At 59.6% G+C, this 20282-nt stretch carries 17 protein-coding genes; 7 read left to right on the top strand and 10 right to left on the bottom strand.

The annotated features are described in order from the left end of the window. The first annotated feature begins 61 nt into the window (after nt 1-61). The 3 genes from DQG13_RS13895 (at nt 62) to DQG13_RS13885 (ending at nt 3142) form a co-directional block, all read left to right on the top strand. Nucleotides 62-685 carry a TetR/AcrR family transcriptional regulator gene (locus tag DQG13_RS13895; protein ID WP_113020373.1) on the top strand — a complete coding sequence of 208 codons (624 nt, stop codon included), beginning with the start codon at nt 62-64 and terminating at the stop codon, nt 683-685. A 12-nt stretch (nt 686-697) separates the two neighbouring features. Further along, the gene (locus tag DQG13_RS13890) at nt 698-1396 is read left to right on the top strand and encodes a flavodoxin family protein (RefSeq protein ID WP_113020372.1); all 699 of its coding nucleotides are present in this window, start codon (nt 698-700) and stop codon (nt 1394-1396) included. Nucleotides 1397-1498: 102 nt separating this feature from the next. Next, nucleotides 1499-3142, top strand: a complete 1644-nt coding sequence (locus tag DQG13_RS13885; protein WP_258525675.1) for a glycoside hydrolase family 9 protein — start codon at nt 1499-1501, stop codon at nt 3140-3142. Between the two features lie 688 nt (nt 3143-3830). On the opposite strand, the gene DQG13_RS13880 is transcribed toward DQG13_RS13885, so the two are convergent. From DQG13_RS13880 to DQG13_RS13870, 3 genes are read right to left on the bottom strand one after another with little or no spacing between them, the layout of a single operon-like run. Next, complete coding sequence (locus DQG13_RS13880) at nt 3831-4913, bottom strand: glycosyltransferase family 2 protein (RefSeq protein WP_258525674.1); 1083 nt, start codon at nt 4911-4913, stop codon at nt 3831-3833. Then, entirely contained in the window at nt 4910-6256 is a 1347-nt protein-coding gene (locus DQG13_RS13875) for a nucleotide sugar dehydrogenase (RefSeq protein ID WP_113020371.1), read from the bottom strand. Before DQG13_RS13875 ends, DQG13_RS13880 begins: the two co-directional genes overlap by 4 nt. A gap of 34 nt (nt 6257-6290) precedes the next feature. Continuing rightward, a complete protein-coding gene (locus DQG13_RS13870; RefSeq protein ID WP_113020370.1) occupies nt 6291-6986 on the bottom strand; it encodes a glycosyltransferase in 696 nt (231 codons plus the stop codon). 193 nt (nt 6987-7179) lie between these two features. On the opposite strand from DQG13_RS13870, the gene DQG13_RS13865 reads away from it, so the two are divergent. Next, complete coding sequence (locus DQG13_RS13865) at nt 7180-7890, top strand: GT-D fold domain-containing glycosyltransferase (protein WP_113020369.1); 711 nt, start codon at nt 7180-7182, stop codon at nt 7888-7890. 75 nt (nt 7891-7965) lie between these two features. On the opposite strand, the gene DQG13_RS13860 is transcribed toward DQG13_RS13865, so the two are convergent. From DQG13_RS13860 to DQG13_RS13835, 5 genes are all read right to left on the bottom strand, one after another. Then, nucleotides 7966-8373, bottom strand: coding sequence for a hypothetical protein (locus DQG13_RS13860; protein ID WP_113020368.1), 408 nt, complete (start codon nt 8371-8373; stop codon nt 7966-7968). Between the two features lie 613 nt (nt 8374-8986). Beyond that, nucleotides 8987-11299 carry a glycoside hydrolase family 95 protein gene (locus tag DQG13_RS13850; RefSeq protein ID WP_113020366.1) on the bottom strand — a complete coding sequence of 771 codons (2313 nt, stop codon included), beginning with the start codon at nt 11297-11299 and terminating at the stop codon, nt 8987-8989. Nucleotides 11300-11362: 63 nt separating this feature from the next. Next, the gene (locus tag DQG13_RS13845; RefSeq protein ID WP_113020365.1) at nt 11363-12376 is read right to left on the bottom strand and encodes a zinc-binding alcohol dehydrogenase family protein; all 1014 of its coding nucleotides are present in this window, start codon (nt 12374-12376) and stop codon (nt 11363-11365) included. After that, the gene (locus DQG13_RS13840) at nt 12373-13320 is read right to left on the bottom strand and encodes an aldo/keto reductase (RefSeq protein ID WP_113020364.1); all 948 of its coding nucleotides are present in this window, start codon (nt 13318-13320) and stop codon (nt 12373-12375) included. Before DQG13_RS13840 ends, DQG13_RS13845 begins: the two co-directional genes overlap by 4 nt. Before the next feature lie 40 nt (nt 13321-13360). Beyond that, complete coding sequence (locus DQG13_RS13835; protein WP_113020363.1) at nt 13361-14029, bottom strand: cyclase family protein; 669 nt, start codon at nt 14027-14029, stop codon at nt 13361-13363. 140 nt (nt 14030-14169) lie between these two features. On the opposite strand from DQG13_RS13835, the gene DQG13_RS13830 reads away from it, so the two are divergent. Further along, the gene (locus DQG13_RS13830) at nt 14170-15192 is read left to right on the top strand and encodes a LacI family DNA-binding transcriptional regulator (protein ID WP_113020362.1); all 1023 of its coding nucleotides are present in this window, start codon (nt 14170-14172) and stop codon (nt 15190-15192) included. A gap of 91 nt (nt 15193-15283) precedes the next feature. Here the strand turns inward: DQG13_RS13830 and DQG13_RS13825 are convergent, their stop codons facing one another. Further along, the gene (locus tag DQG13_RS13825) at nt 15284-17353 is read right to left on the bottom strand and encodes a beta-galactosidase (protein WP_113020361.1); all 2070 of its coding nucleotides are present in this window, start codon (nt 17351-17353) and stop codon (nt 15284-15286) included. 197 nt (nt 17354-17550) lie between these two features. Between DQG13_RS13825 and DQG13_RS13820 the strand changes: the two genes are divergently transcribed. Next, nucleotides 17551-18384: an AraC family transcriptional regulator gene (locus tag DQG13_RS13820; protein ID WP_258525673.1), complete on the top strand. Its 834-nt coding sequence runs from the start codon at nt 17551-17553 to the stop codon at nt 18382-18384. A 49-nt stretch (nt 18385-18433) separates the two neighbouring features. Then, nucleotides 18434-18625 (top strand): hypothetical protein, encoded by a 192-nt coding sequence (locus DQG13_RS13815; RefSeq protein WP_113020359.1) that lies wholly within the window; start codon nt 18434-18436, stop codon nt 18623-18625. A 554-nt stretch (nt 18626-19179) separates the two neighbouring features. Here the strand turns inward: DQG13_RS13815 and DQG13_RS13805 are convergent. Beyond that, nucleotides 19180-20214: a GerMN domain-containing protein gene (locus tag DQG13_RS13805; RefSeq protein WP_113020357.1), complete on the bottom strand. Its 1035-nt coding sequence runs from the start codon at nt 20212-20214 to the stop codon at nt 19180-19182. Between the last annotated feature and the right edge of the window lie 68 nt (nt 20215-20282).

Here is a 20282-nt window from a genome sequence, read left to right as displayed (position 1 = left end):
GACCCGCCGCTCTCCGCTATAATTAGGCTAACGATTGTTAGCCAAACGGAGATGGTCAACCATGAGGGATACCCGGTGGAGAATTATTCAAGAAGCCCTGCGGCTGTTTGCAGTCAAAGGGTATGACGGCGTGTCTGTCCGGGACATCGCCGGGGCGGTGGGGGTGAAGGAAAGCTCTCTGTATAAGCATTTTCCTGGCAAGCAGGCGATTTTTGAGGGAATTATCGGGGAGTTTCCCAAGCGGTATGGGGAAATCACGGAGAAGCTGGGAATCGGCCAGACTGACCCGGCGCAGTTGGCCCAGCACTATGCGGCCATGCCGGAGGAGGCCCTGCTGGAGCTGGGAGAGCGGCTGTTCCGGTTCTTTTCCGAGGATGAATTCAGCGCCTTGCTGCGGAAAATGCTGACCATGGCCCAATACTCCCACCCGCTGGCCCGGGAGGTTTACCGGCGGCTGTATCTGGAGAGTCCGGTTGAGTTTCAAAGCCGCCTGTTCCAGGAAATGATGGGGCTGGGCGTGTTCGTTGAAGCAGACCCGGGCAGTATGGCAGCGCAGTTTTATGGCCCGATTTTTTTGCTGCTGGGGTGGCGCGACCTTCATCCCGAAGGCGGGGAGCAGGCACTGGCCTCCCTGCGCAGCCATATCCGCCAGTTCAATGCCGTTTATGCCAGAGCCAAGGTCTAAGGAGGCCGCATCATGAAAATTGCCATCGTACATGGACAAATGCACCGCGGAAGCACCTTCCATATTGCGCGGATGGTCGCCGATCAATTGGCAGCGGGGGAGGAGGATGTGGAGGAATTTTTTCTGCCCAAGGACGGACCCGGCTTCTGTGTAGGCTGCTACAGCTGCTTCAATCAGGGGGAGGAGCATTGCGGCCACCACGCGCCGGTGCAGCGGATTGTGGAGGCGTTCTGGAGGGCGGATGTGATTATTCTGGATTCGCCGTGTTATGTTTTTGGGGTAAGCGGCCAAATGAAAGCCTTCCTGGACCATATGGGCTACGCCTGGATGTCCCACCGGCCCGACCCTTCCATGTTCCACAAAACGGCCCTGGTGATCTCCACCGCCGCAGGAGCGGGAGCCCGCGCCGTCACCAAACAGCTGAAGCAGAACCTCTTCTATTGGGGCGTGCCCTCGGTCTACCAGTATCCTTGCATTGTGGCCGCCGCCGGCTGGGCAGACGTTAAGGAGGAGAAAAAAGCCGCCATCCGCAGGGATACGGCAAGGCTGGCCGCCAAGCTGGGCAGGGCCGCAGGCACGGTCAAGCCGGGCTGGAAAACCCGGGCCATGTTCGCCATTATGCGTCTCAACCAAAAGCGGAACGCCTGGAATCCGCTGGACAAGGCGCATTGGGAGGAGCAGGGCTGGCTGGGGCGGAAGCGCCCTTGGTAGTTGGGCAGGATGTTTGCTTTACGCACTTTGGCGCTTGAAAATGTTAAACGCACACTGATGTGGTAAAATGAGGGCATCTCCATTGTTCCGGCAGACCAATTTATGGGCAAAGGACTGATTCTCATGCGTGATGCGCAAGACTCTGTATTTGTAAACCAGTTGGGCTATCCGCGGCAAGGGCTAAAAGTCTTTACCGCCGCTGTATCGGGGAAGTTCGAGCTGGTGGAGCTGGATTCGGGGCTCTCCGTTTTTGCAGGGGCAATGTCTCCCCTTAAGCAGGACCCGGCCTCCGGACTGGCCGTTGCCAAAGGGGATTTTACCGGTGTTGAGCGGCCGGGCAGTTATTTTGTGAGGATGAAGGAATCTGGGGCGGTTTCGCCGGTGTTTGTGATCGAAGAACGTCCTTACGCCTCCGTCGGGAAGGCGCTGCTCAAGTGCTTCTACTTCCAGCGCTGCGGCGTGGAGCTGACGGAGGAGTATGCCGGGCCATGGTCCCATGGCGCCTGTCATCTGGGGGATGCCCATGTCCACGGAAATCCGGAAGAACGGCACCCCCAGGCAGGAGGCTGGCATGACGCGGGGGATTACGGCAAATATACAGTGGCAGGCGTGAAAGCGGTTGCGGATTTGTTATTGGCGTATGAGCGGTTTCCGGGGGCTTTTGTTGAGCCTGCGGGAATTCCCAACTCCAGCGGGCTTCCCGATGTGCTGGAGGAGGTCAAGGTTGAATTGGAATTTCTGCTGCTGATGCAGCGCTCCGACGGTGCGGTGTACCATAAGGTGACCACCGCCGGTTTTCCGCCTTTGGACTGTATGCCCGAGTTGGATGGAGCGGAGCTGATCTTTTCGCCGGTGTCGGATACGGCGACAGGTTCTTTTGCCGCAGGTCTGGCCTTGGCCGCCCGAATCTACCGGGGGCTGGACCCGGACCTGGCGGAGCGCTGCGCCGATGCGGCCAAACGGGCCTGGCGCAGCCTGCAGGGACGGCCTGCGGCTGAGGGCTTCCGCAATCCGCCCGACATTGTGACGGGCGAATACGGGGACAGCTCCCGGGAGGATGAGCTGTATTGGGCGGCCGCCGAGCTGTTCCGGCTCACCGGAGAGGCGGAATATTTGCAGGCAGCAGAGGCCTTGGCGGAGGCAGGGGGCTTCCCCCTGTGCGAGCTGGGCTGGGCCGATACCGGCGGATACGGCACTCTGAGCCTGCTGGACGCCGGGCCCGGTCTGGTGCCGGAGGCTCTCCGCACCCGGCTCTTGGCTGCCTGGGTGGCGGAGGCGGAGCTGTATGCGGAGCGCAGCGCCGCCGACGGCTTTAGCATTTCCCTGCTGCCGGAGGAGTACATCTGGGGCAGCAATATGCTGGTGCTGAACCGGGCCATGCTGCTGATTGCCGCAGAGGAGCTTACCGGCGAACAGCGCTTCGGCCAGGCCGCTCTGGCCCACTGGGACTATCTGCTGGGCCGCAATGTACTGGGTTATTGCTATGTAACCGACTTTGGCGCCAAGTCGGTGCTGTATCCCCATCACCGGCCCTCCGAAGGGGACGGCGTAGCCGAGCCGGTGCCGGGCATGGTGGCAGGCGGGCCCAATCTCCACCTGCAGGACGAAGCGGCTGCCGCCTTGCTGGCCGGAGCCGCCCCCGCCGCCTGCTATGTGGACCATAAGGAAAGTTACTCCACCAACGAAATGACCATATACTGGAACTCGCCCGCTGTGTTTGTGGCGGCATATGCCGGGAGGCTTTAGCGGGTGACGCGGCGGGGCATTTTAGCCGAGTGATAAAAGTAACCCCGCGATATCACGCTCGCCGGGTGAATTAGCCGGGCAGCTTGAGCTCAGAGCTTAAGCTGCCTCACTTTTGCCGGTATTTTGGCGGAAGCTGAAGAACCCGGACACCGCTGCTTTATATCACCGCCTTTTGTTTTACCTTATATTTCCACTCTGCAAATGCAAAAATGCAATTAAAATCCAGGCTCGGCCGACATCTGCCAGCCCATCCTGCAATAGTGCAGTTAAATGTGGCCAAAACGGCATCCACTGCCGTCCACGAGCACAAATAACTGCATTTTTGCATTTGAGCCTGCCAAAATCCCGCAAAAACCTAAAAATAACTGCACTTTTGCAAGATGAGCACCTGCACACGCTGCCCTACACCTACTGCCCCGGCACCCACGGCCACCGTACCCCTGGCCACCGCACCCACGGCCACCGCACCCACGGCCACCGCACCCACGGCACCGCACCCCCGGCCACCGCACCCACGGCACCGTACCCCTGGCCACCGCACCCACGGCCACCGCACCCCCGGCACCGTACCTCCGGTCCCGGCACCTGCCACTCCTGCAGCTGGCGTCTCTGCACCCACGGCCACCGCCCCTGTACGCGCCAACAGGCGGCGGCCTCTCTGCATGCCGCCGCACCCAAGGCCCGGCGGTCAGGAGCGGAGCGCCGCTTCCAGCCGGGCCCGGTTGCCCAACAGGCCCGGGTCATCCGGCAGATGGCGCAGCGCCTGCTCATTGTGCCGGTAAGCCGCCCCGGCGTCCCCCAGCCGCAGGCATACCGCCGCCAGCCGGGCATGGGGCAGCCAGGTCAGAGCCGCCGAAGCCACCGGCCGCAAACCCGTGTCCAGGCCGCTGACCGCGATGGCCTGGGTGTACCAATAGGCGGCCGTCCTCCAATCGGCCCGCTCCTCGAACCACTCCCCGAGCTGGCAGCAGAAATCCGCCTGGGGCGGACCGTAGTGGAAGGAGCCCAGCAGGCTCTCCAGGCGGCCTCGCCCGTCCCCCAGCCGCCGGCAGCAGTCGGCCAGCCGGAAGCAGGCGATGAGCCGGTCCTCGCGGAAGCCCGACGGCTCCAAGAGCAGCTTCCGGTAGCCCTTGGCCGCCTGCCCGTAGTGTCCCCGCTCGTAGCAGATGTGGGCATACCACAGCAGCCGTCTGCCCGATACCCCCGGCTCCTCCGCAATCCACCGCCGCAAAATCCGCAGATTCCGGCGGGAGTGGTCTGCCCGGCCGGTATGCCGGATCATGGCGTCCCACACTCGGATTTCCCCCTTCCGGGGAAACTCCAGATACTCGTGCACCCGCCCGCTCCAGCGGCAGCCCGACTCCCGCCGGACCAGCCGGAGCCGGCGGTCGGCCACCAGCGGACGGCCGACGGCATCCTCTGCCAGACAATAGGGCATCACCACACCGGACACCTCCGCCGTGAGCTCCCTCTTTAGCGCCAGCAGCTTCTTCAGGTCCTCCCCGGCGATCCGGTCGTCCGCATCCAGCCACAGGATAAACGTCCCGTTGGCCAGGCTGAAGGCATAATTCCGCGCCGCTGCAAAATCATCCTGCCAGTCATACGCCGCCACCCGGCCATTATACGCCTCGGCCACCCGGCGGGTGCCGTCCACCGAGCCGGTATCCACAATAATAATCTCGTCGGCCAACCCCTGAACCGATGCCAGGCATCCGCCCAGCGTCTCCTCCTCATCCCGGACGATCATACACAAGCTGATGGTTGCGGTCACTGTCCCCCGCCCCCTCCGCCTTCGCCGCCTCTCCCCCCGCTTCCGCCGAAAAGCACAATCCTCCCGCCGATGCAGTCTCTGGCGGCATTCCGGGTGTCGAACACCAGCGGAGCATAATCCGCCACCTGCTGGTAATCCACCGCCGTATGGTCGGTAGCGATCACTACCAGATCCGCATGGGCCCACAGCTGCGGCTCTGCCGTCTGCGAGGCCCAAGCAGTGCCGTTAACCTGGCATACAGGCACATGGGGATCATGGTAAACCACCCGGGCCCCTTTTTCCAGCAGATGCTCCATCAGCTCCAAAGCGGGGGATTCCCGGATATCATCCGTATCCTTCTTGTACGCAATGCCGCATAGCACAATGCTTGCCCCCGCCAGCCGTTTGCCTTCTCCTTCCAGCAGCGCCCCGATGCGGGCGGCCAGCCGTTCGGGCATGCTCCGGTGCAGCTCATCCGCCAGCTCGATAAATTTCAGGCGGACACCCATCCGCCCCGCTTTCCACGATAAATAAAGGGGATCGACGGGAATGCAATGCCCGCCGACACCCGGCCCGGGGTAAAAGGGCATAAACCCGAAGGGTTTGGTGGCAGCGGCCTCCACCACCTCCCAGATGCTGACCCCCATCCGCTCGCAGAGCAGAGCCATTTCATTGACCAGGGCGATATTCACGCTGCGGAAGGTATTTTCCAGGAGCTTCGCCAGCTCGGCGGCCTCATTGGAGCTGACCGCCACCACCCGCTCGAACACCGCTGCATAAAAATTCCGGCCCACCTCCAGACAGGCCGGGGTGCTTCCCCCGATCACCTTGGGCGTGGAGCGCAGGGAGAATTGGCGGTTGCCTGGATCTACCCGTTCCGGGGAGAAGGACACATAAAAATCCCGGCCAGCCTGCCAGCCCTTCTCCTCCTCAATCCGCCTGCGCACCAACAGCTCCGTCGTTCCCGGATAAGTGGTGCTCTCCAGAATAATAAGCGTCCCTTTTCGCAGATACCGGACCATTTGGCCAACCGCCTCCTCAATAAAGGAGGTATCCGGCTCCCGCAGACCGTTTAAGGGGGTCGGCACACAAAGCACGGCAATGTCCGCCTGGCCCAGCACCGCATAATCCGTCCCGGGCCGGAGGGCGCCGCACGCGGTCCAACGGCTCAATTCCGCATCCGCCACATCCAGGATATAGGAGACTCCTGCCTGAAGCTTTGCCACCTTCCCGGCATCGGTATCGATACCGTACACTGTATAACCCGCACGGGCAATGGCCACGGCCAAGGGCAAGCCCACATAGCCCATCCCCACCACAGCCACCTTCGCTGCTCCGTCTTCAATTCCGGCAATCCGTTCCATGTCGTGTCCTCCTTCCGCCCTTTGCCCCAACGGGTCACTGCGGCGTCATAAATTGGCTGAGCACTTGCTGTATCTCCTGGGGCGTCAGCAGCTCCTTGCTGCGGATTTTCTTCGCTGAGCTGTTGGAGGCATGGATGACATTGACATAATTGCGTCGGGGGAAAATCTCATGGGGCAGCTCAATGACATTGCCGTGGGTGCCCCTGCCGGGAATCTTCACTCTGTAGCCCGCCAAAAATTCCGCAACCGGGTAGATAAACGTGTAGAACTGCGGGGAGCGGTGATAGTCCTCCGCCATATGGCCGGCCGTAATGTCCCACAAATACCCGTAGCAATTCACCAGCACTGCCGTCTCCGGCCGCGGCCGGTAATCGTGAAGCTGCTGGACGAAGCTTTCATGGTACAGATCATCGGAGTCGATGCGGGCCACATACAGCTCCCGGGCTCCCTGGACATACTCCTCCATCATCTGCTTGCACTCGAGGCTGGTTCCAAACCGGATATGGGGCGGCAGCGGCTCCTGGTTGCGGAGGATCTCCTCCACAATCTCCGTGCAGCCTCCCGCCAGCTTCAGAACCGTCAAAAAATTCTGGTTGGTCTGCTTTTTCAGGCTCCTCAGGGTCAGCCCTCTGAAAATGCCGATGCGGTTCTCCAGCCATTGGCGGCTGAGCCGGTCCGGATTAATCCCGAAATTGTTGAAGTTGATTTCAATCACGATTTTTCTGCTCATGGTTTGGCCTCCTTGAAAGGGCTGTACAATAGTCAACCTATGTAAGCCCCCCGCAAAGCTACACGGACAACGGACCAGCACAACGGAAATCGGGGCAAATTCGGCGCCCAAAATAGGGACGAATCCAATAATTCGCCCGCCTGCAATCATACAGATATAACAGTTGATCTATGAAAGGGGAACAGATAACCATATGGAAAGCATCCCGTTGAATATGATGCAGGTCCTGGACCGGCTGAACCTGGCGCTGGAGCAGCGTCTTCCCTTTTCCCTGGTGCGGATCGGAGACGGGGAAAATCTGGTGCTGGCCCAGGATTCGGTCTGGCCCATGGAAGCTGTGCTGAAGGAACGATGGGCCATCAAGGCCAACCGCGGCCAAAAAGGACTGCATCTGCCCAATTTGCCTCTCCGCGACGCTGTCCGCGATGCGGCGGCAAAGGCCGATGTGGTAGGCATTCTGCCCCATGAGGACACCACCATCCTCGCCCCCGCCTATTTGAAAAGGCAGCTCACCGATCAGCTCTTCCAGCATTACGGCCTCCGGCCCAAGGCGGTTTGCGATGCCCGGATCAACCGGGAAATGCTGTTCTCCCAAACCTTCTGGTCGGTGGTGACGCCCAGGCGGATCGTGCTGGCCACCCGGGACCCGGAGCCGCTGAGGCAGGCCTTGACGGCTCCCCCCTACCTGCTCAACATCGTCCACACCCTTCCTTTTGGCGATTACAGCCAGATGGACGCCACCCTGGAATGGTTGCGGCAAAACAGCGATACCTTTGATCTGGCGCTGTTCAGCTGCGGTGTCAATGCTGTGGTGCTGGCCCAGAAAACCGCCGAGCTTACCGGCAGGGCAGCCCTCGATTTCGGCAAGGCAGCCAACATTATTCTGAAGGGCACCCCCAATTAACAGCCCCTCCTCCAACGCGAAAAAGCCTTCAACCGGAAACCGGTTGAAGGCCAATGGAGGCGGCGGCCGTTTCGTTTATCTCATGGACGCAATCCCGTAAAAGGATTCCGGCCCGCTGCGGATAGAGGTGGATACCCCTGCAATATAGGCGGAATAATTGATAAACGGCTGGGTAGGCGGTGCAAAATCCGCTGTCTGGAACGAATGCAGCTCATTGCCGCCTGTGGTGGCGACGGTCCCCTCGGCGAAGTAAATGATGCTGGCCGGGTCGAATACCGTTCCCCGGACAATAAACAGCGTGAAGGGATCTCCTTCCTCCCCCGTCAGGCTGATGGTGCCCCCCAAGGAAATCACCGGATTCACATTGGACTGGGTGGCCAGCCCGATTGCGCCGAACAGCTCCGGGGCTCCCGTCAGCCCCGTATTGGGAAAGCCGGTATTGCCGGAGTTCACGGAAGTAGCCATATCAAGAAATTGTGCCATCGTGCCCTGGTCCTCCTCTCCTGGAAATGCTTCATATTATGACCAAGCCGGCGCGGATGCTTGGGTGGGACTTCCTCCTGTCCGGCAGATCCTTGTCCCATCCGCAGCCAAAAAGCCCCTTCAGAGAAAAGGGGCTTCCTGTATTTTCCTGTTTCCGGTGATGCATGACCCATTTTTTAAAGGCAACTCTCCCGGCTTCCTTCTCCCGCCAGCCCGGCAAGCCGCAAGCCCGCCGCTCCTGAAAATGGGTATTGCCCCGGCGGGAAAGTCCCAGACCTGGTAGCCCCATTGCAATACAACGCTCCCTGTCGAACCGCGCCGTTGCTCCCCGTCCTTTCCTTGAACGAAAGATTCATGCCCTTGAAGGGGGAAGAGCATCTGTCAAAATGCAAATGTGCATTTATTTTATGGATCATCCGCTTAAATGGGGGCCAAAATGCAAATGTGCATTTATTTCACGCGATTTCCATCCGTTTGGCGGTTTCAGCAAAAAATAGATGCACTTTTGCAGGATAGGAGCCCAAAAGAGGGCTCACGGTCAAAAATAACTGCACTTTTGCAAGATAGACTCGCCTGATGATAGTAGCCGTGCTGCAATTAGCCGCGGCGCTGATTACGGTTGGATCAAGTAGGTTTCCCCTGAAGCTGTGGGCCATTCCAGAAGGCTGCCTTGCTGCCGGACCGCCACCTCGGCGCCGTCGGAGCGGCTGACCCGCAGCTTGCCTTCGGCATACAGCCGGAGTGTGGAGCCGTTTACGGAGGTGACGGCCGCTTTCCTCAGCTTGTGGTCCTCCCACTCAAGATCCACCGTAAATCCGCCTCTTGCCCGGAGGCCTGTGACGGCCCCGGCGGGCCATTGGGGCGGCAATGCAGGCAGCAATTGAATATAATCCAGATGGCTTTGCAGCAGCATTTCGGCAATGCCTGCCGCAGCGCCGAAGTTGCCGTCAATCTGGAAGGGCGGGTGGTTGTCAAACAGATTGGGCAGGGTGGATTTTTTGAGCAGCTCCTTCAGATGGAGATAGGCTTCCTCCCCATCCAGCAGACGGGCCCAGAAGTTGATGATCCATGCCCGGCTCCAGCCGGTATGGCCGCCTCCGTTTGCCAGGCGGCGCTGCAGGGTCACCCTGGCGGCCTCCGCCAATTCCGGGGTCAAACCCGGGCTGATGGCGGAGCCGGGATGCAGGGCAAACAGATGGGAGATATGGCGGTGGCCGGGGTCCACTTCCTCATAGTCCACCAGCCATTCCTGGAGCTGCCCGTGTTTGCCGATCTTCATGGCCGGCAGCCGGGAGCGGATGGATTGCCATTCCGCCCGCAGGTCCCTGTCGGTGTCCAGGAGCGAAGCGGCTTCCGCGCAGGCATCCAGCAGCTCGGTGATGATCTGGGTGTCCATGGACGGCCCATAGCACAGAGTTCCCGCTTCCCCGCCCGGCAGCCTGTAGCGGTTTTCCGGCGAAACGGAAGGCGCCGTAACCAGGAAACCCTCCGGACTTTCCACGAGAAAATCCATAAAGAACAGGGCGGCCTCCTTCATGAGGCTGTAAGCCCGCTTAAGCGTCTCCTCATTCGGGTTAAAGCGGTAATGCTCCCAGGCGTGCAGGGTCAGCCAGGCGCCGCCCATCACCCACTGGGTAGCCGGTCCGTAAATATCCTGGGGAGCCGTATCCGCCCAGATGTCCGTATTATGATGGGCCACAAAACCGCGGCAGCCGTACATGGTCTGTGCGGTAACTCTCCCTTTCTTGATCATCCGCTCGATCAGCTCGAACAGGGGCTCATGGCATTCCGCCAGATTGCAGGTTTCGGCAGGCCAATAGTTCATCTGCGTGTTGATATTGATGGTGAATTTGCTGTCCCAGGGAGGCGTCATGGAATCATTCCAGATGCCCTGGAGGTTGGCGGGCAACCCGCCGGGACGGCTGCAGGAAATAAGCAGATACCGGCCGAACTGGAAGTACAGGGTGAGCAAACCCGGGTCATCGGCCCCTTCCTTCAGCCGCTCCAGCCGTTTGGGAACGGGCAAGCTCCCCAGACTCTCTTCGGAGGAGGACTGCTCCGCCAATTGAAGGGCAACCCGCCCGAACAAGGCCCGGTAGTCGGCCATATGCCGTTCCTTCAGCAGCGCATACGGCAAAGCCGCCGCCTGCTCCAGCAGGCCAAAGCAGTGCTGGTCCGGCTCCGGATGGCGGAAGGTGCTTGCCACAGCCAGGAGCAGCGTCACCTCATCCGCCTGCTCCACCAGGAGATGCTCGCCGATGACCCGGACGCTGCCGCCTGCGGCAACCGCCTTGACCACGGCGCTGTAGCTGCCTCCGTCTCGCCCTCCGCAATCATTGGTCATGACCAAGGTGCCTTGGCCGTGTTTGCAGACGGCATCCACATGCCGCCCCTTCTTGCGCTCAAACCGGGCCGTAAAGGTCAAGGCTCCGGGGCGGTCGGCGGTCAGCCGGATGGCCATCACCTGATCGGGGAAGCTGGCGAACACCTCCCGGCGGAAGGTGACTCCCCCGCATTCGTAAGAGACGGAAGCCAGCGCCTGGTCCAGATCCAGCTCTCTCCGGTACTGGACCGGCTCCCCCTCCCCGGCAGGATGCTCAAAGCGGATCATCAGATCGCCGGCGGTCAAATAATACCGCTGGTTTCTCGGCGTGCCGGAGAAGGCCGTCTCCGCCAGTTGATGAGCCTCCTTCAGCCTGCCCTCAAACAGCAGCTTCCGGATAAGCGGCAGATTTTCCAATGCGTCGGGATTGTTGCGGTTCCGCGGTCCGCCATACCAGACGGAATCCTCATTGAATTGGATCTGCTCCTGCTCCACCGTTCCGTACACCATGCCGCCCAAGCAGCCGTTGCCCACAGGCAGCGCCTCCTCCCACACCCGGGCAGGGGCATCGAACCACATTGCCGTTTCCGATCGAAGAGTCATGAACTGTACCACCTTTTATAGAAATGGAAAAATAATGACCTTACGTTCTTCTTCCCCCAGGAGCTACAGCTCCACAATAGCCTTGATCACGCCTGTCTCCGGACGGAGCCACTCCTCGTAATGCCCGGTCATGTCCCTGAAGCTGGCCCGATGGGTAATAAAGGAATCCGTGTCGATCCTGCCGGTCCGTATAGCCTCAATCACATCCAGGAAATCCTGCCGCATGGCATTGCGGCTGCCCATAATGGCCATTTCCCGCTTGTGGAAGTCGGGGTCATGGAAGGTAATATCCGATTTGACCAGACCCACATACACAAGCCTGCCCCCATGGGCCACAAAATGGAGGGCCTGCTCCATGGAGCCGCTGTTGCCGGTGGCGTCGATGACTGCTACCGGATAATCCCCTCCCGTTATCTTCTCCACCGCTGCCAGCGCCTCCTGCCCGGCGGCCACTGTCTCGTCCACGGAGGCCCACCGCTGGCAGAAGCGCAGCCGCTCCTCATTGATATCCATGGCAATAACCCGGGCTCCCGCCAGCTTGGCAAGCCGCATGGCGCCCAATCCGATGGGCCCTGCGCCGATAACCATAACGGAGTCGCCGGGACGGGCATTGGCCACCCGGACGGCATGGGCCCCGATGCTGAGGCATTCCACAATGGCGGCTTGCTCGGGAGCCAGCCCCTCCGTTTTGAGCAGATGCCGCAGGGGCACTGTCATATATTCCCGCAAACCGCCGTCCTGATGCACGCCCATGACGCTCATGCGGGTGCAGCAGTTGGTTTTGCCGCTGCGGCAGGCGATGCATTCCCCGCAATGCACATATGGAATGACGCAAACCTGATCGCCGGCTGTCAGATCCGGGCTGTGTCCGTTTATCTCCACAATCTCGCCGGACAATTCATGCCCCAGTATCCGGGGATATTCAAAATACGGCTGCTTTCCCCTGTAGGCATGAAAATCCGTGCCGCAGATCCCCACCCGGAGAATCCGCACCAGCGCTTCCCCCGGACCGGGTACAGGAACAGGCGCCTCTCTCATTTCCAAACGCCCCGGCTCCACACATACGATGCTTTTCATACCAGCCGCACCTCCTCATTATGCTCCGGCCTGCCGCTGATCCACGAGATCCGCTGGGCAGGCTTCAGAATCTCCAGCACCTGCTTCATAATTTCCATGTCCGGCTCTTCCATGGCATAAACGGCATTCTGGCAGATATTCTCCGCGCTGGCCGTACTGACCAGAGTTGTGGGGATGCCGGAATGGCCGACAGAAAATTGAATAGCCAGCTTGGGCAAGGAATACCCGTTGGCTTCGCAGAATTCATGGGCCCTCCGACAAGCCTCCCGGATAGGCGGAGTCGCCGGATGCCAAGCGGGCAGCGGGTTTCCGGTCAACAGCCCCATGGACAGCGGCGAGGCATTCACCAATCCTGTCCCGGCGGCGGCAAGTTCGGGGAGAAGCTCCGTCAACGAATCGTCGTTGAGGGAATAATGGCAGTAAGATAAGATCACATCTACCGGATGCTCCTTCAGCACCTTTTTGAAAATGGACAAAGGCAGGGCCGAAATACCGGTATACCGGATTTTCCCTTGGGCCTTCAGCTCCTCCAGGGCGGGCAGGGCCTCCCCGAGAATTTGGTTCACATCGGCAAACTCAATGTCATGAAGGTACAGAATGTCCAGATAATCCGTATGCAGCCGCCGCATACTTTCCTCCGCGCTCCGGATGATGCGGCTGTAGGAGAAATCAAATTCATTCTCCCCATAACGTCCGGCCTTGGTGCTCAGTATGCAGCTGTCCCGGGGGATGCCCTTCAGGGCCTGGCCTAGCACCCGCTCCGCCTTCAACAGCCCGTAATAGGGGGACACATCCAGATAATTCATGCCGCAATCCAAGGCGGTATGGACGGTGCGGACGCTTTCCCCATCGTCGGTTGCATGAAAAACAGAGCCCAAAGATGAGGCGCCAAAGCTCAAAACCGGCACATTCAAATCCGTATTTCCCAATCTGCGGTACTTCATTTGCAGTTGTTCCTTCTTTCTTTTGGGCTTTTGGGGATAGCTATTCCCACTGGATGGCGACAACTCTTGCAGGAGCTCCGCTGCTGTCTCTGATTTTCACCGGAAGGGAAAATACATGCCACTCCCCGCTCCGCAGCGCCGGGTCATCCAGCTGCAGGCCCTCCGCAATCCATATTCCGGATTGGAGCAGTGTCCGGTGGGTGGCTTCATTGTCCGGGCCGGTTCCCCCGATGCTGAAGTGGTCGATGCCCACTCCCCGCACTCCCCGCTCCGCCAAATATCCGGCCCCCTCGGGAGAGAGGTAAGGGGATTCATAAATAAACTCCCTGGTCCAGGACCGTTTTTGCCCCCAGCCCGTGTACAGGAAAACCACCGGCTCCCCGGACAGCCGGTCTCCGTAAGGCAGCAGGTCCGCCACCGTCACCGGTTCGCCCGGCTGCTTCCCGAAGAGATCAAGGACGACCAGTCTGCCCTGGAAGCGCTCCACGGGGATTGCATCCAGAGTCAGCCGGAAATCCGCCATATGGGCGGGAGCATCCATATGGGTGGCGGTGTGCAGATTCATGGTCAGCTGCTCCAGATTCCAGCCGTCCCGGGGCCCAACCAGTATATAGTCCAGCTTCGGCGGGGCAAACTCCGGAAGGACCGGGCAATTGTGGTACAGCTCCTGGGACAGGTCAATCATTTTGGCGATGTTCACCCTATCCATCCCTTCTTGATATTTTATTGTTACCGATAACAAAATAATAACACCCGCTTTTGCCCCGGTCAACCACATGGGACTTGAAAATTTACCGGGTTTGTTTCATCATGGGTAATAAGCAGAAGCCGAAAGGAAGAACCCCCTTTATGGTCACCATTTACGATATCGCCAAACGGGCCAATGTTTCTCCCATGACCGTTTCACGGGTCATCAACAAATCTCCGCTGATCAAGGAATCCACCCGTTTGAAGGTGGAGGCGGTGATCCGCGAGCTGGACTATGTGCCCAACAAGCAGGCCCGCAGCCTGACCTCCAAGGAAACCCGGCTGGTGGCGCTGGTGATTCCCGATATCTCCAACCCCTTCTTCACCAATGTCGCCCGGGGGGCGGAGGACAAGGCTTTGCAGCTGGGCTACCATCTGATTCTGGGCAATACCGACGAAAATCCGGACAAGGAGTCCCAATATATCAACATGCTCATGTCCGCCGGGGTGGACGGCGTGCTGCTGGTGCCCTCCGGCGAGGCTTCCGCCAGCCATGTCAAAAAGCTGGTGAAGCGGAATATTCCCTTTGTATACGTGGACCGCACCATTCCCCAGGTGCCTGCGGACTCCATCTCCGGGGACAACTTCCAGACAACCCGACAGCTGACGCAGCATCTGATTGCTTTGGGGCACCGGAAAATCGCCTTGATCAACGGGCCGTCCTCCCTCTCCAATGTCCGGGAGCGGGATCAGGCCTTCCGGGAAACGCTGCAGCTTGCCGGGATTGAGCCCAACCCTGCTTATATGATCGAAACCCACTTCAAGCAGGACAACCTCGGCGAAATTATCGCCAAGCTGGTTTCCCTGCAGCAGGGAGAACGGCCCACTGCCATTCTGGCGGCCAACAACTTCATTGGCGTGAATACGCTGCGGGCCCTGCGCACCCTGCAGATCCGCGTTCCGGAGGAGATGGCCGTCACTTGCTTCGATGATCCGGACATGATCCCGGATTATAATCCTTTCCTGACAGTGGCGAAGCAGCCCGCTTACGATATGGGCTTTCTCGGCATGCAGCTTTTGATCGAGCGCATCCAGTCCGGCGCGCCTGCCGCCACACGCAAAATTGTGCTGCCCTCCGAGCTGATCATCCGCAGCTCCACGGGGAAGCCGCAGGACGGAAATTAACTGCCGCACACGCCGCGGGGCAAAAAAAGGAACTGTTCCCACAGCAGATTAGTCTGCAGGGGACAGTTCCTTTGCCGCTTCCGGCAACAAATCATCCTTTCGCTTCCGGAAGCTCCAGAATCCACACGCCATAGGTCGGCAGGACCGGTTCCTTCTCCAGGACCGCTCCCGACAGCAGGTCCTTCAGCGCGGCTTTTAACCGGATCGGGGCAGGCTCCGCCGAATAATTCAGGACGAACAGGAAGCGTCTGTCTCCGGCAGCCCGGATGCCCAGCTCCACTTCCTCCGGTGCCTCCAGAAAGCGGTCCGCCGGAGAAACCAATTCCAGCTCATCCATGATGGCGTCGACTACAGCCTCCGAGAATGCCGCGCCGTAATACCAGGCCTGCCCTTTTTCCACCCTGCGCCGCGTCAAAGCGGGTTTGCCTGCATAATATTCCGTGGCATATTCCGCCAGAACCTCTGTCCCGGAAGCCTCCACCTGCAGCACCTCATTGAAGCCCTCGGCTTTGGCGCACTCCGCCAGGCGGCTTCCCTTCCAGCGCAGCTCCGCCGGGGCAACCGTCCCCTTCACCAATGTAAAATCCTCCACCGTAATGCCGCACAGTCCGGCAACCGGTCCGGGAAAGGGCCGCATATAGCAGTGGCCATGGATGTTCTTAAAGCCGGTGCGGGCGCCAAAAATGATGATGCCCCCCTGCTCCGCATACCGGGTGAGAAGCGCCGCCGTCTCATCGGTCATGATCGCCGGATGCGGGTACACGATGACCTTGTACCGGGCCAACTCCTCCAGAGCGGTGTTCTGCCGCAGGGTGATCATATCCGCCGGAATGTGTCGGTACTGGAGCCGCTTGTACCAGGCCCGGACGCTTTGGCGCTGGAGCGGACCGCACCAGGCATCCAGCTCCCCGTCCCAGCTGTTGTCGTAATCCTGCATGACGGCAATCTCCGCTTGATAAGCCGTCCCTATCAGTTCTTCTCCCAGCCTGGCGAACTCTCCGCCAATCTGCGCCACCTCCCGCACCCGGCGGTTGGGCCGGTTGTGGTAATCGTTAATGCCGTGCCAATATATTTCGGTGCCCACTGTGGCTGTCCGCCAGCGGAAATAGACCAGCAGATCCGTCCCGTGCAGCACGGACTGGTAGGACCACAGCCGGATTTGTCCCGGCCTTGGCGTACCCATGGCCATGCCGTCCACCCAGCCGCCCGGTCCCGACTGCTGCTCCATCACGCAAAAATTCGGCGAAATGGAGCGAACCTGCGCTAATTTCATGCTCCACGCCCGGTCCAGAAGCGGCGCTTCTTCCTCTCCCGAGGAGATGGAGCCAAACTGCGGGTAAGAATCATACGAGAAGAAATCCAGCAGCTCATCTGTCAGCTCATGGTTGTCCAGGTGCCCGAACATGCCGTTGGTGGTAATCCAATGATGCGGCGCCAGCTCCCGGATAATATCCGTTTGCAGCCTGGCGAAGGAAATGGTGACGGCGGAGATGAATCTTTTTTCGTCCAGGGCCAAATGGGGGTTGGGGGAACGGTTGACCATATGCCGGGTGAGATGCACCTGCTCCCAGGCGGTATAGGTCTGGCTCCAAAAAACAGCGCCCCACGCTTCATTCAGCTTGTCCAGCGTCCCATACCGCTCCTTCAGCCACTCCCGGAAGGCCATATGGTCGGTTTCGGCGTAGAATACATCCATGTGGCAGTTGAATTCATTGTCAATCTGCCAGCCGATGACGGCGGGATGATCCTTGTAGGCCTCCACCATTCTGCGGACGATTGTCTGACACAGCTCCCGGTATTTCGGGCTGGTGTAGTTGGTATGACGCCTTAAGCCGTGCCGGTACAAATCCCCCTTCACATCCGCATTGAGCACCTCCGGGTACTTATGGGTCAGCCAAACAGGGGGCGCCGCAGTGGGCGTGCCCAGAATCACCTTTAGCCCGTAACGGTGGGCCAGATCCAAAACCCGGTGAAACACGCTGAAATCAAATCGGCCTTCTTCCGGTTCAAAAATAGCCCAGGCAAATTCCGCCATCCGTACCACGGAAATATTCATCTCCCGCATTCTGCGGAAGTCATCCTCCCACAGCGACTCCGGCCAATGCTCGGGATAATAGCATACGCCCAGCGTCAATTGGTCCATACGAATCGACTTTGCCACCGGTCCACACGTCCTTCCATTCTTAGTCCCCTTCATTGTAGCTAGGGTTCCCCAGGTTTGAAATGACAAAATCCTGCGAATGGTATTAAAATATTGTTATAGGTTGCGATTCACATGTCGGAGTTCCATAGCTGCAACGAAATTATGTATCAAATTTTTGTGCTTATACGAGGTGACAGATGCAGGAGCATATTTTTTTGCCCAAGCCGGTTTTTCCCCGGCATATCTGCTTTCCGGATTTTCTGGGCGGCTACAGCGAATTTCCCGAGCACCGGGTAAACCGGGAGTACCGGACCACCGAAAACAACCTGGACCGGAATTACAATCTGCATATTGTGCTGGAGGGCAAGGGTTACCTCCACACCGAAACCAAATCCTACGAGCTGACTCGGGGGCAAGGCTTCCTGTACGGGCCCGGCCTCCGCCAAACCTACCATTCGGATTCCCGGGAGCCGTGGAATATCCGGTGGGTCCATTTTTTCGGCGTCCATCTGGAGGAGCTGCTGAACGGCAAAGGTCTGGATGAGCCGTGGCTGTTCGGCCTGTCCCATCTGGCTTCCATTGAAGCGCTTCTGGAAAAATTGCTGCACTTGGGCCGGGCCTACCAGGTGGATGACGAACACAGCGTGGCCGCCGCCTTGTACGAGCTTCTGACCCGGCTGCAGTCCGCCGCCACCCAGATGAACGTCCCGGCCAATCTGTCCGCGGACAAGCTCCGGGCTGCCGCCAACTATATCCGCGCCCATAGCCACGAGCCGCTGACTCTGGAGCAGGCGGCTGCCGTTGCCGGGTACAGCCCCCACCACTTCAGCCGCAAATTCAGCGCCGCCTTCGGCATGTCCTTCCCCGATTTCCTGCTGGAGGCCCGGCTGCTCCATGCCAAACGGCTGCTGGCCACCACCGGTCTGCCCGTCAAAACCGTGGCGCTGGAGGCGGGCTTCTCCCAAACCAGCTACTTCGGCAAATGCTTCCGCCAGCGGGAGGGGTTGACCCCGCTGGAGTTCAGGAGCCTCCACAGCCTGACGGAGTGAGAGGCAGGGACGGATGGGGAGCGGGTCAGAGGGATGGAAGGCTAGGTGATTGGCGGACTATGAAACTGGAGAGATTGGGGCGGGCGGCTGGGAGCGGGAGGACTGGGAGACTGAGGAGATCGGGGGTTCAGATTGGCGGACTGATGGCTGGGGACGGGAAACTAGCTGGCCGGAAGCGGCAAAAGTGGGGTGGTGCGTCAGCAATTGGCGTTACGGAACTGAGAAGCTCTTAATCAACTAAATCGACGGTTTTGCCTGTGTTGCGGAACTGAGAAGCGCTTATTCGCCGCTGTGCGCATCTGTTTCTGCTGGCTAAGCTGCCTAAGCCCAATAAGGAGCTCTCAGTTCCGCTAATTTTCCAAAAACGAACTTTTGCGCCAATAAGAGTCGCTCAGTTCCGTTCGCGTAATCCCCCTTACCCAGACGTAGCCTTGTCACCCCACTCTCCGCATCATGCCCCCCTACCCAGACGTAGGTCTTGCCACCCCACTGCCTGCATCATGCTCCCCTGCCCAGACAGAGCCTTTGGCGGCCCTGATCTCTGCATCATGCCCACACCCTGCCCAATGGGCAACAACAGCGGCGCAACCGCGCGCGACTCCGGCTCAGACAGGCAGGAGAATGCCCCCACCGGCAGCCCCTCCCCGCGCCCCAACACAAAACAGCCTGCTGAGCGGACTCAGTCAGGCTGTTTTATCAGTGCGCCGGGCAGCGGAGAGGCCGCACACCTGCCGGCGAAGCAAGCTGCCGCATCGGCTGCTGGCTACCGCCGCCGCTCCTCACGCCATCGCTGGGCTACATCTTGGCGGGATTAATATGATCCGGCGCAGCCACCGGCTTGGCGTAGCTGGTTTTGTCCGTAGCCGAAACCTTGGTGTCCCCGTTGACCATCAGCTGCACCTTGCCTGCGCCGGTGGTTTCCGTCAGGGACAGAATCAGCGCCTGGGCTGCGCTGGCTGGGATCAGCTTGTCGGAACCCAGCAGCTTGTCATCGAAGTTGGCGGTGACCACGCTGTTGTCCTGGGACAGCTGGATTTGCAGCAGTCCGGTATCCGCCGCCAGCACGGAGGCCAGCCCCTTGCTGCTGTCCGGGCCCTTGATCAGCTGCTCCACGGCAGCTGCGGCAATATCCTCGGTCCGCTTGACCATCCGGGTAACCGGCACATAATAGCTGAATTCATCTTCCGTTTTATTTTGGAAGTAGAGCGTTACCGGAACGGACTGGCCGAGATTAAGCCCGCTGCCGAACTCCAGATTGATGCCCATAGCCCGGCTCATTTCCGTATCCACCGGCGTTTTGGCAAGAGCCATCTGCGTAAGCTCCTTGCCTTCTACCCGCAAAGTTACCTTTTCCACATTGTCCAGCTCCGTCAGCGTCCAGACCACAGCCTCCAGAACCTTCCGCTCGTCCTCGGCCTTGTAGTTATTGAATTCTTTGGAGAAATCCACTACAGCCAGCTTTTGGTCGGCCTTCAGGTCAATACCCTTAATGGCAGTGCCTTTGGGCAAAAGCGCCTGGAAGCCGTTGGGAACGACAGCCGTCCCTTCCACCATATACTCCAGAGACTTCCGCGCCACCTCCAGGGTTTTCGGAATGTACACGGATAATGGCGCCACCATTCCCTTAGGGTCCTTGAAGTACAGCGTAACCTGCCTTCCGGTTTCGGCGGTGACGGGAACGGCGGAGGTTTGAACCACGGCATCCGCGCCGGTGGGAGGCGGATCAATGGATTGTGCCCCCTCCTTCTTGTTGATCAGGGAGCAGCCGGTGGAGAGCATGGCGGTGACGGTTGCCACAGCGGCCAGCCGCAGCACGGTTTGCAGTTTCATGCCTGAATCCTCCTCTTGTTTGCCGCGGGACTTGCCCGCGGATTGTGGACTTGTTCAACTTGTACTAT

The sequence above is a fragment of the Paenibacillus sp. YN15 genome, assembly GCF_003285005.1.
GTDB lineage: Bacteria > Bacillota > Bacilli > Paenibacillales > NBRC-103111 > Paenibacillus_AR.
This window is presented reverse-complemented; position numbering and strand designations above follow the sequence as displayed.

Bases quoted from the DNA above. Each gene is read 5' to 3' on its own strand.
- DQG13_RS13895 (WP_113020373.1), top strand. From the start codon at position 62: ATGAGGGATACCCGGTGGAGAATTATTCAAGAAGCCCTGCGGCTGTTT.
- DQG13_RS13805 (WP_113020357.1), bottom strand. From the start codon at position 20,214: ATGAAACTGCAAACCGTGCTGCGGCTGGCCGCTGTGGCAACCGTCACC.
- DQG13_RS13875 (WP_113020371.1), bottom strand. From the start codon at position 6,256: ATGGAACGGATTGCCGGAATTGAAGACGGAGCAGCGAAGGTGGCTGTG.
- DQG13_RS13850 (WP_113020366.1), bottom strand. From the start codon at position 11,299: ATGACTCTTCGATCGGAAACGGCAATGTGGTTCGATGCCCCTGCCCGG.
- DQG13_RS13890 (WP_113020372.1), top strand. From the start codon at position 698: ATGAAAATTGCCATCGTACATGGACAAATGCACCGCGGAAGCACCTTC.
- DQG13_RS13860 (WP_113020368.1), bottom strand. From the start codon at position 8,373: ATGGCACAATTTCTTGATATGGCTACTTCCGTGAACTCCGGCAATACC.
- DQG13_RS13870 (WP_113020370.1), bottom strand. From the start codon at position 6,986: ATGAGCAGAAAAATCGTGATTGAAATCAACTTCAACAATTTCGGGATT.
- DQG13_RS13885 (WP_258525675.1), top strand. From the start codon at position 1,499: ATGGGCAAAGGACTGATTCTCATGCGTGATGCGCAAGACTCTGTATTT.
- DQG13_RS13845 (WP_113020365.1), bottom strand. From the start codon at position 12,376: ATGAAAAGCATCGTATGTGTGGAGCCGGGGCGTTTGGAAATGAGAGAG.
- DQG13_RS13840 (WP_113020364.1), bottom strand. From the start codon at position 13,320: ATGAAGTACCGCAGATTGGGAAATACGGATTTGAATGTGCCGGTTTTG.
- DQG13_RS13835 (WP_113020363.1), bottom strand. From the start codon at position 14,029: ATGGATAGGGTGAACATCGCCAAAATGATTGACCTGTCCCAGGAGCTG.
- DQG13_RS13865 (WP_113020369.1), top strand. From the start codon at position 7,180: ATGGAAAGCATCCCGTTGAATATGATGCAGGTCCTGGACCGGCTGAAC.
- DQG13_RS13830 (WP_113020362.1), top strand. From the start codon at position 14,170: ATGGTCACCATTTACGATATCGCCAAACGGGCCAATGTTTCTCCCATG.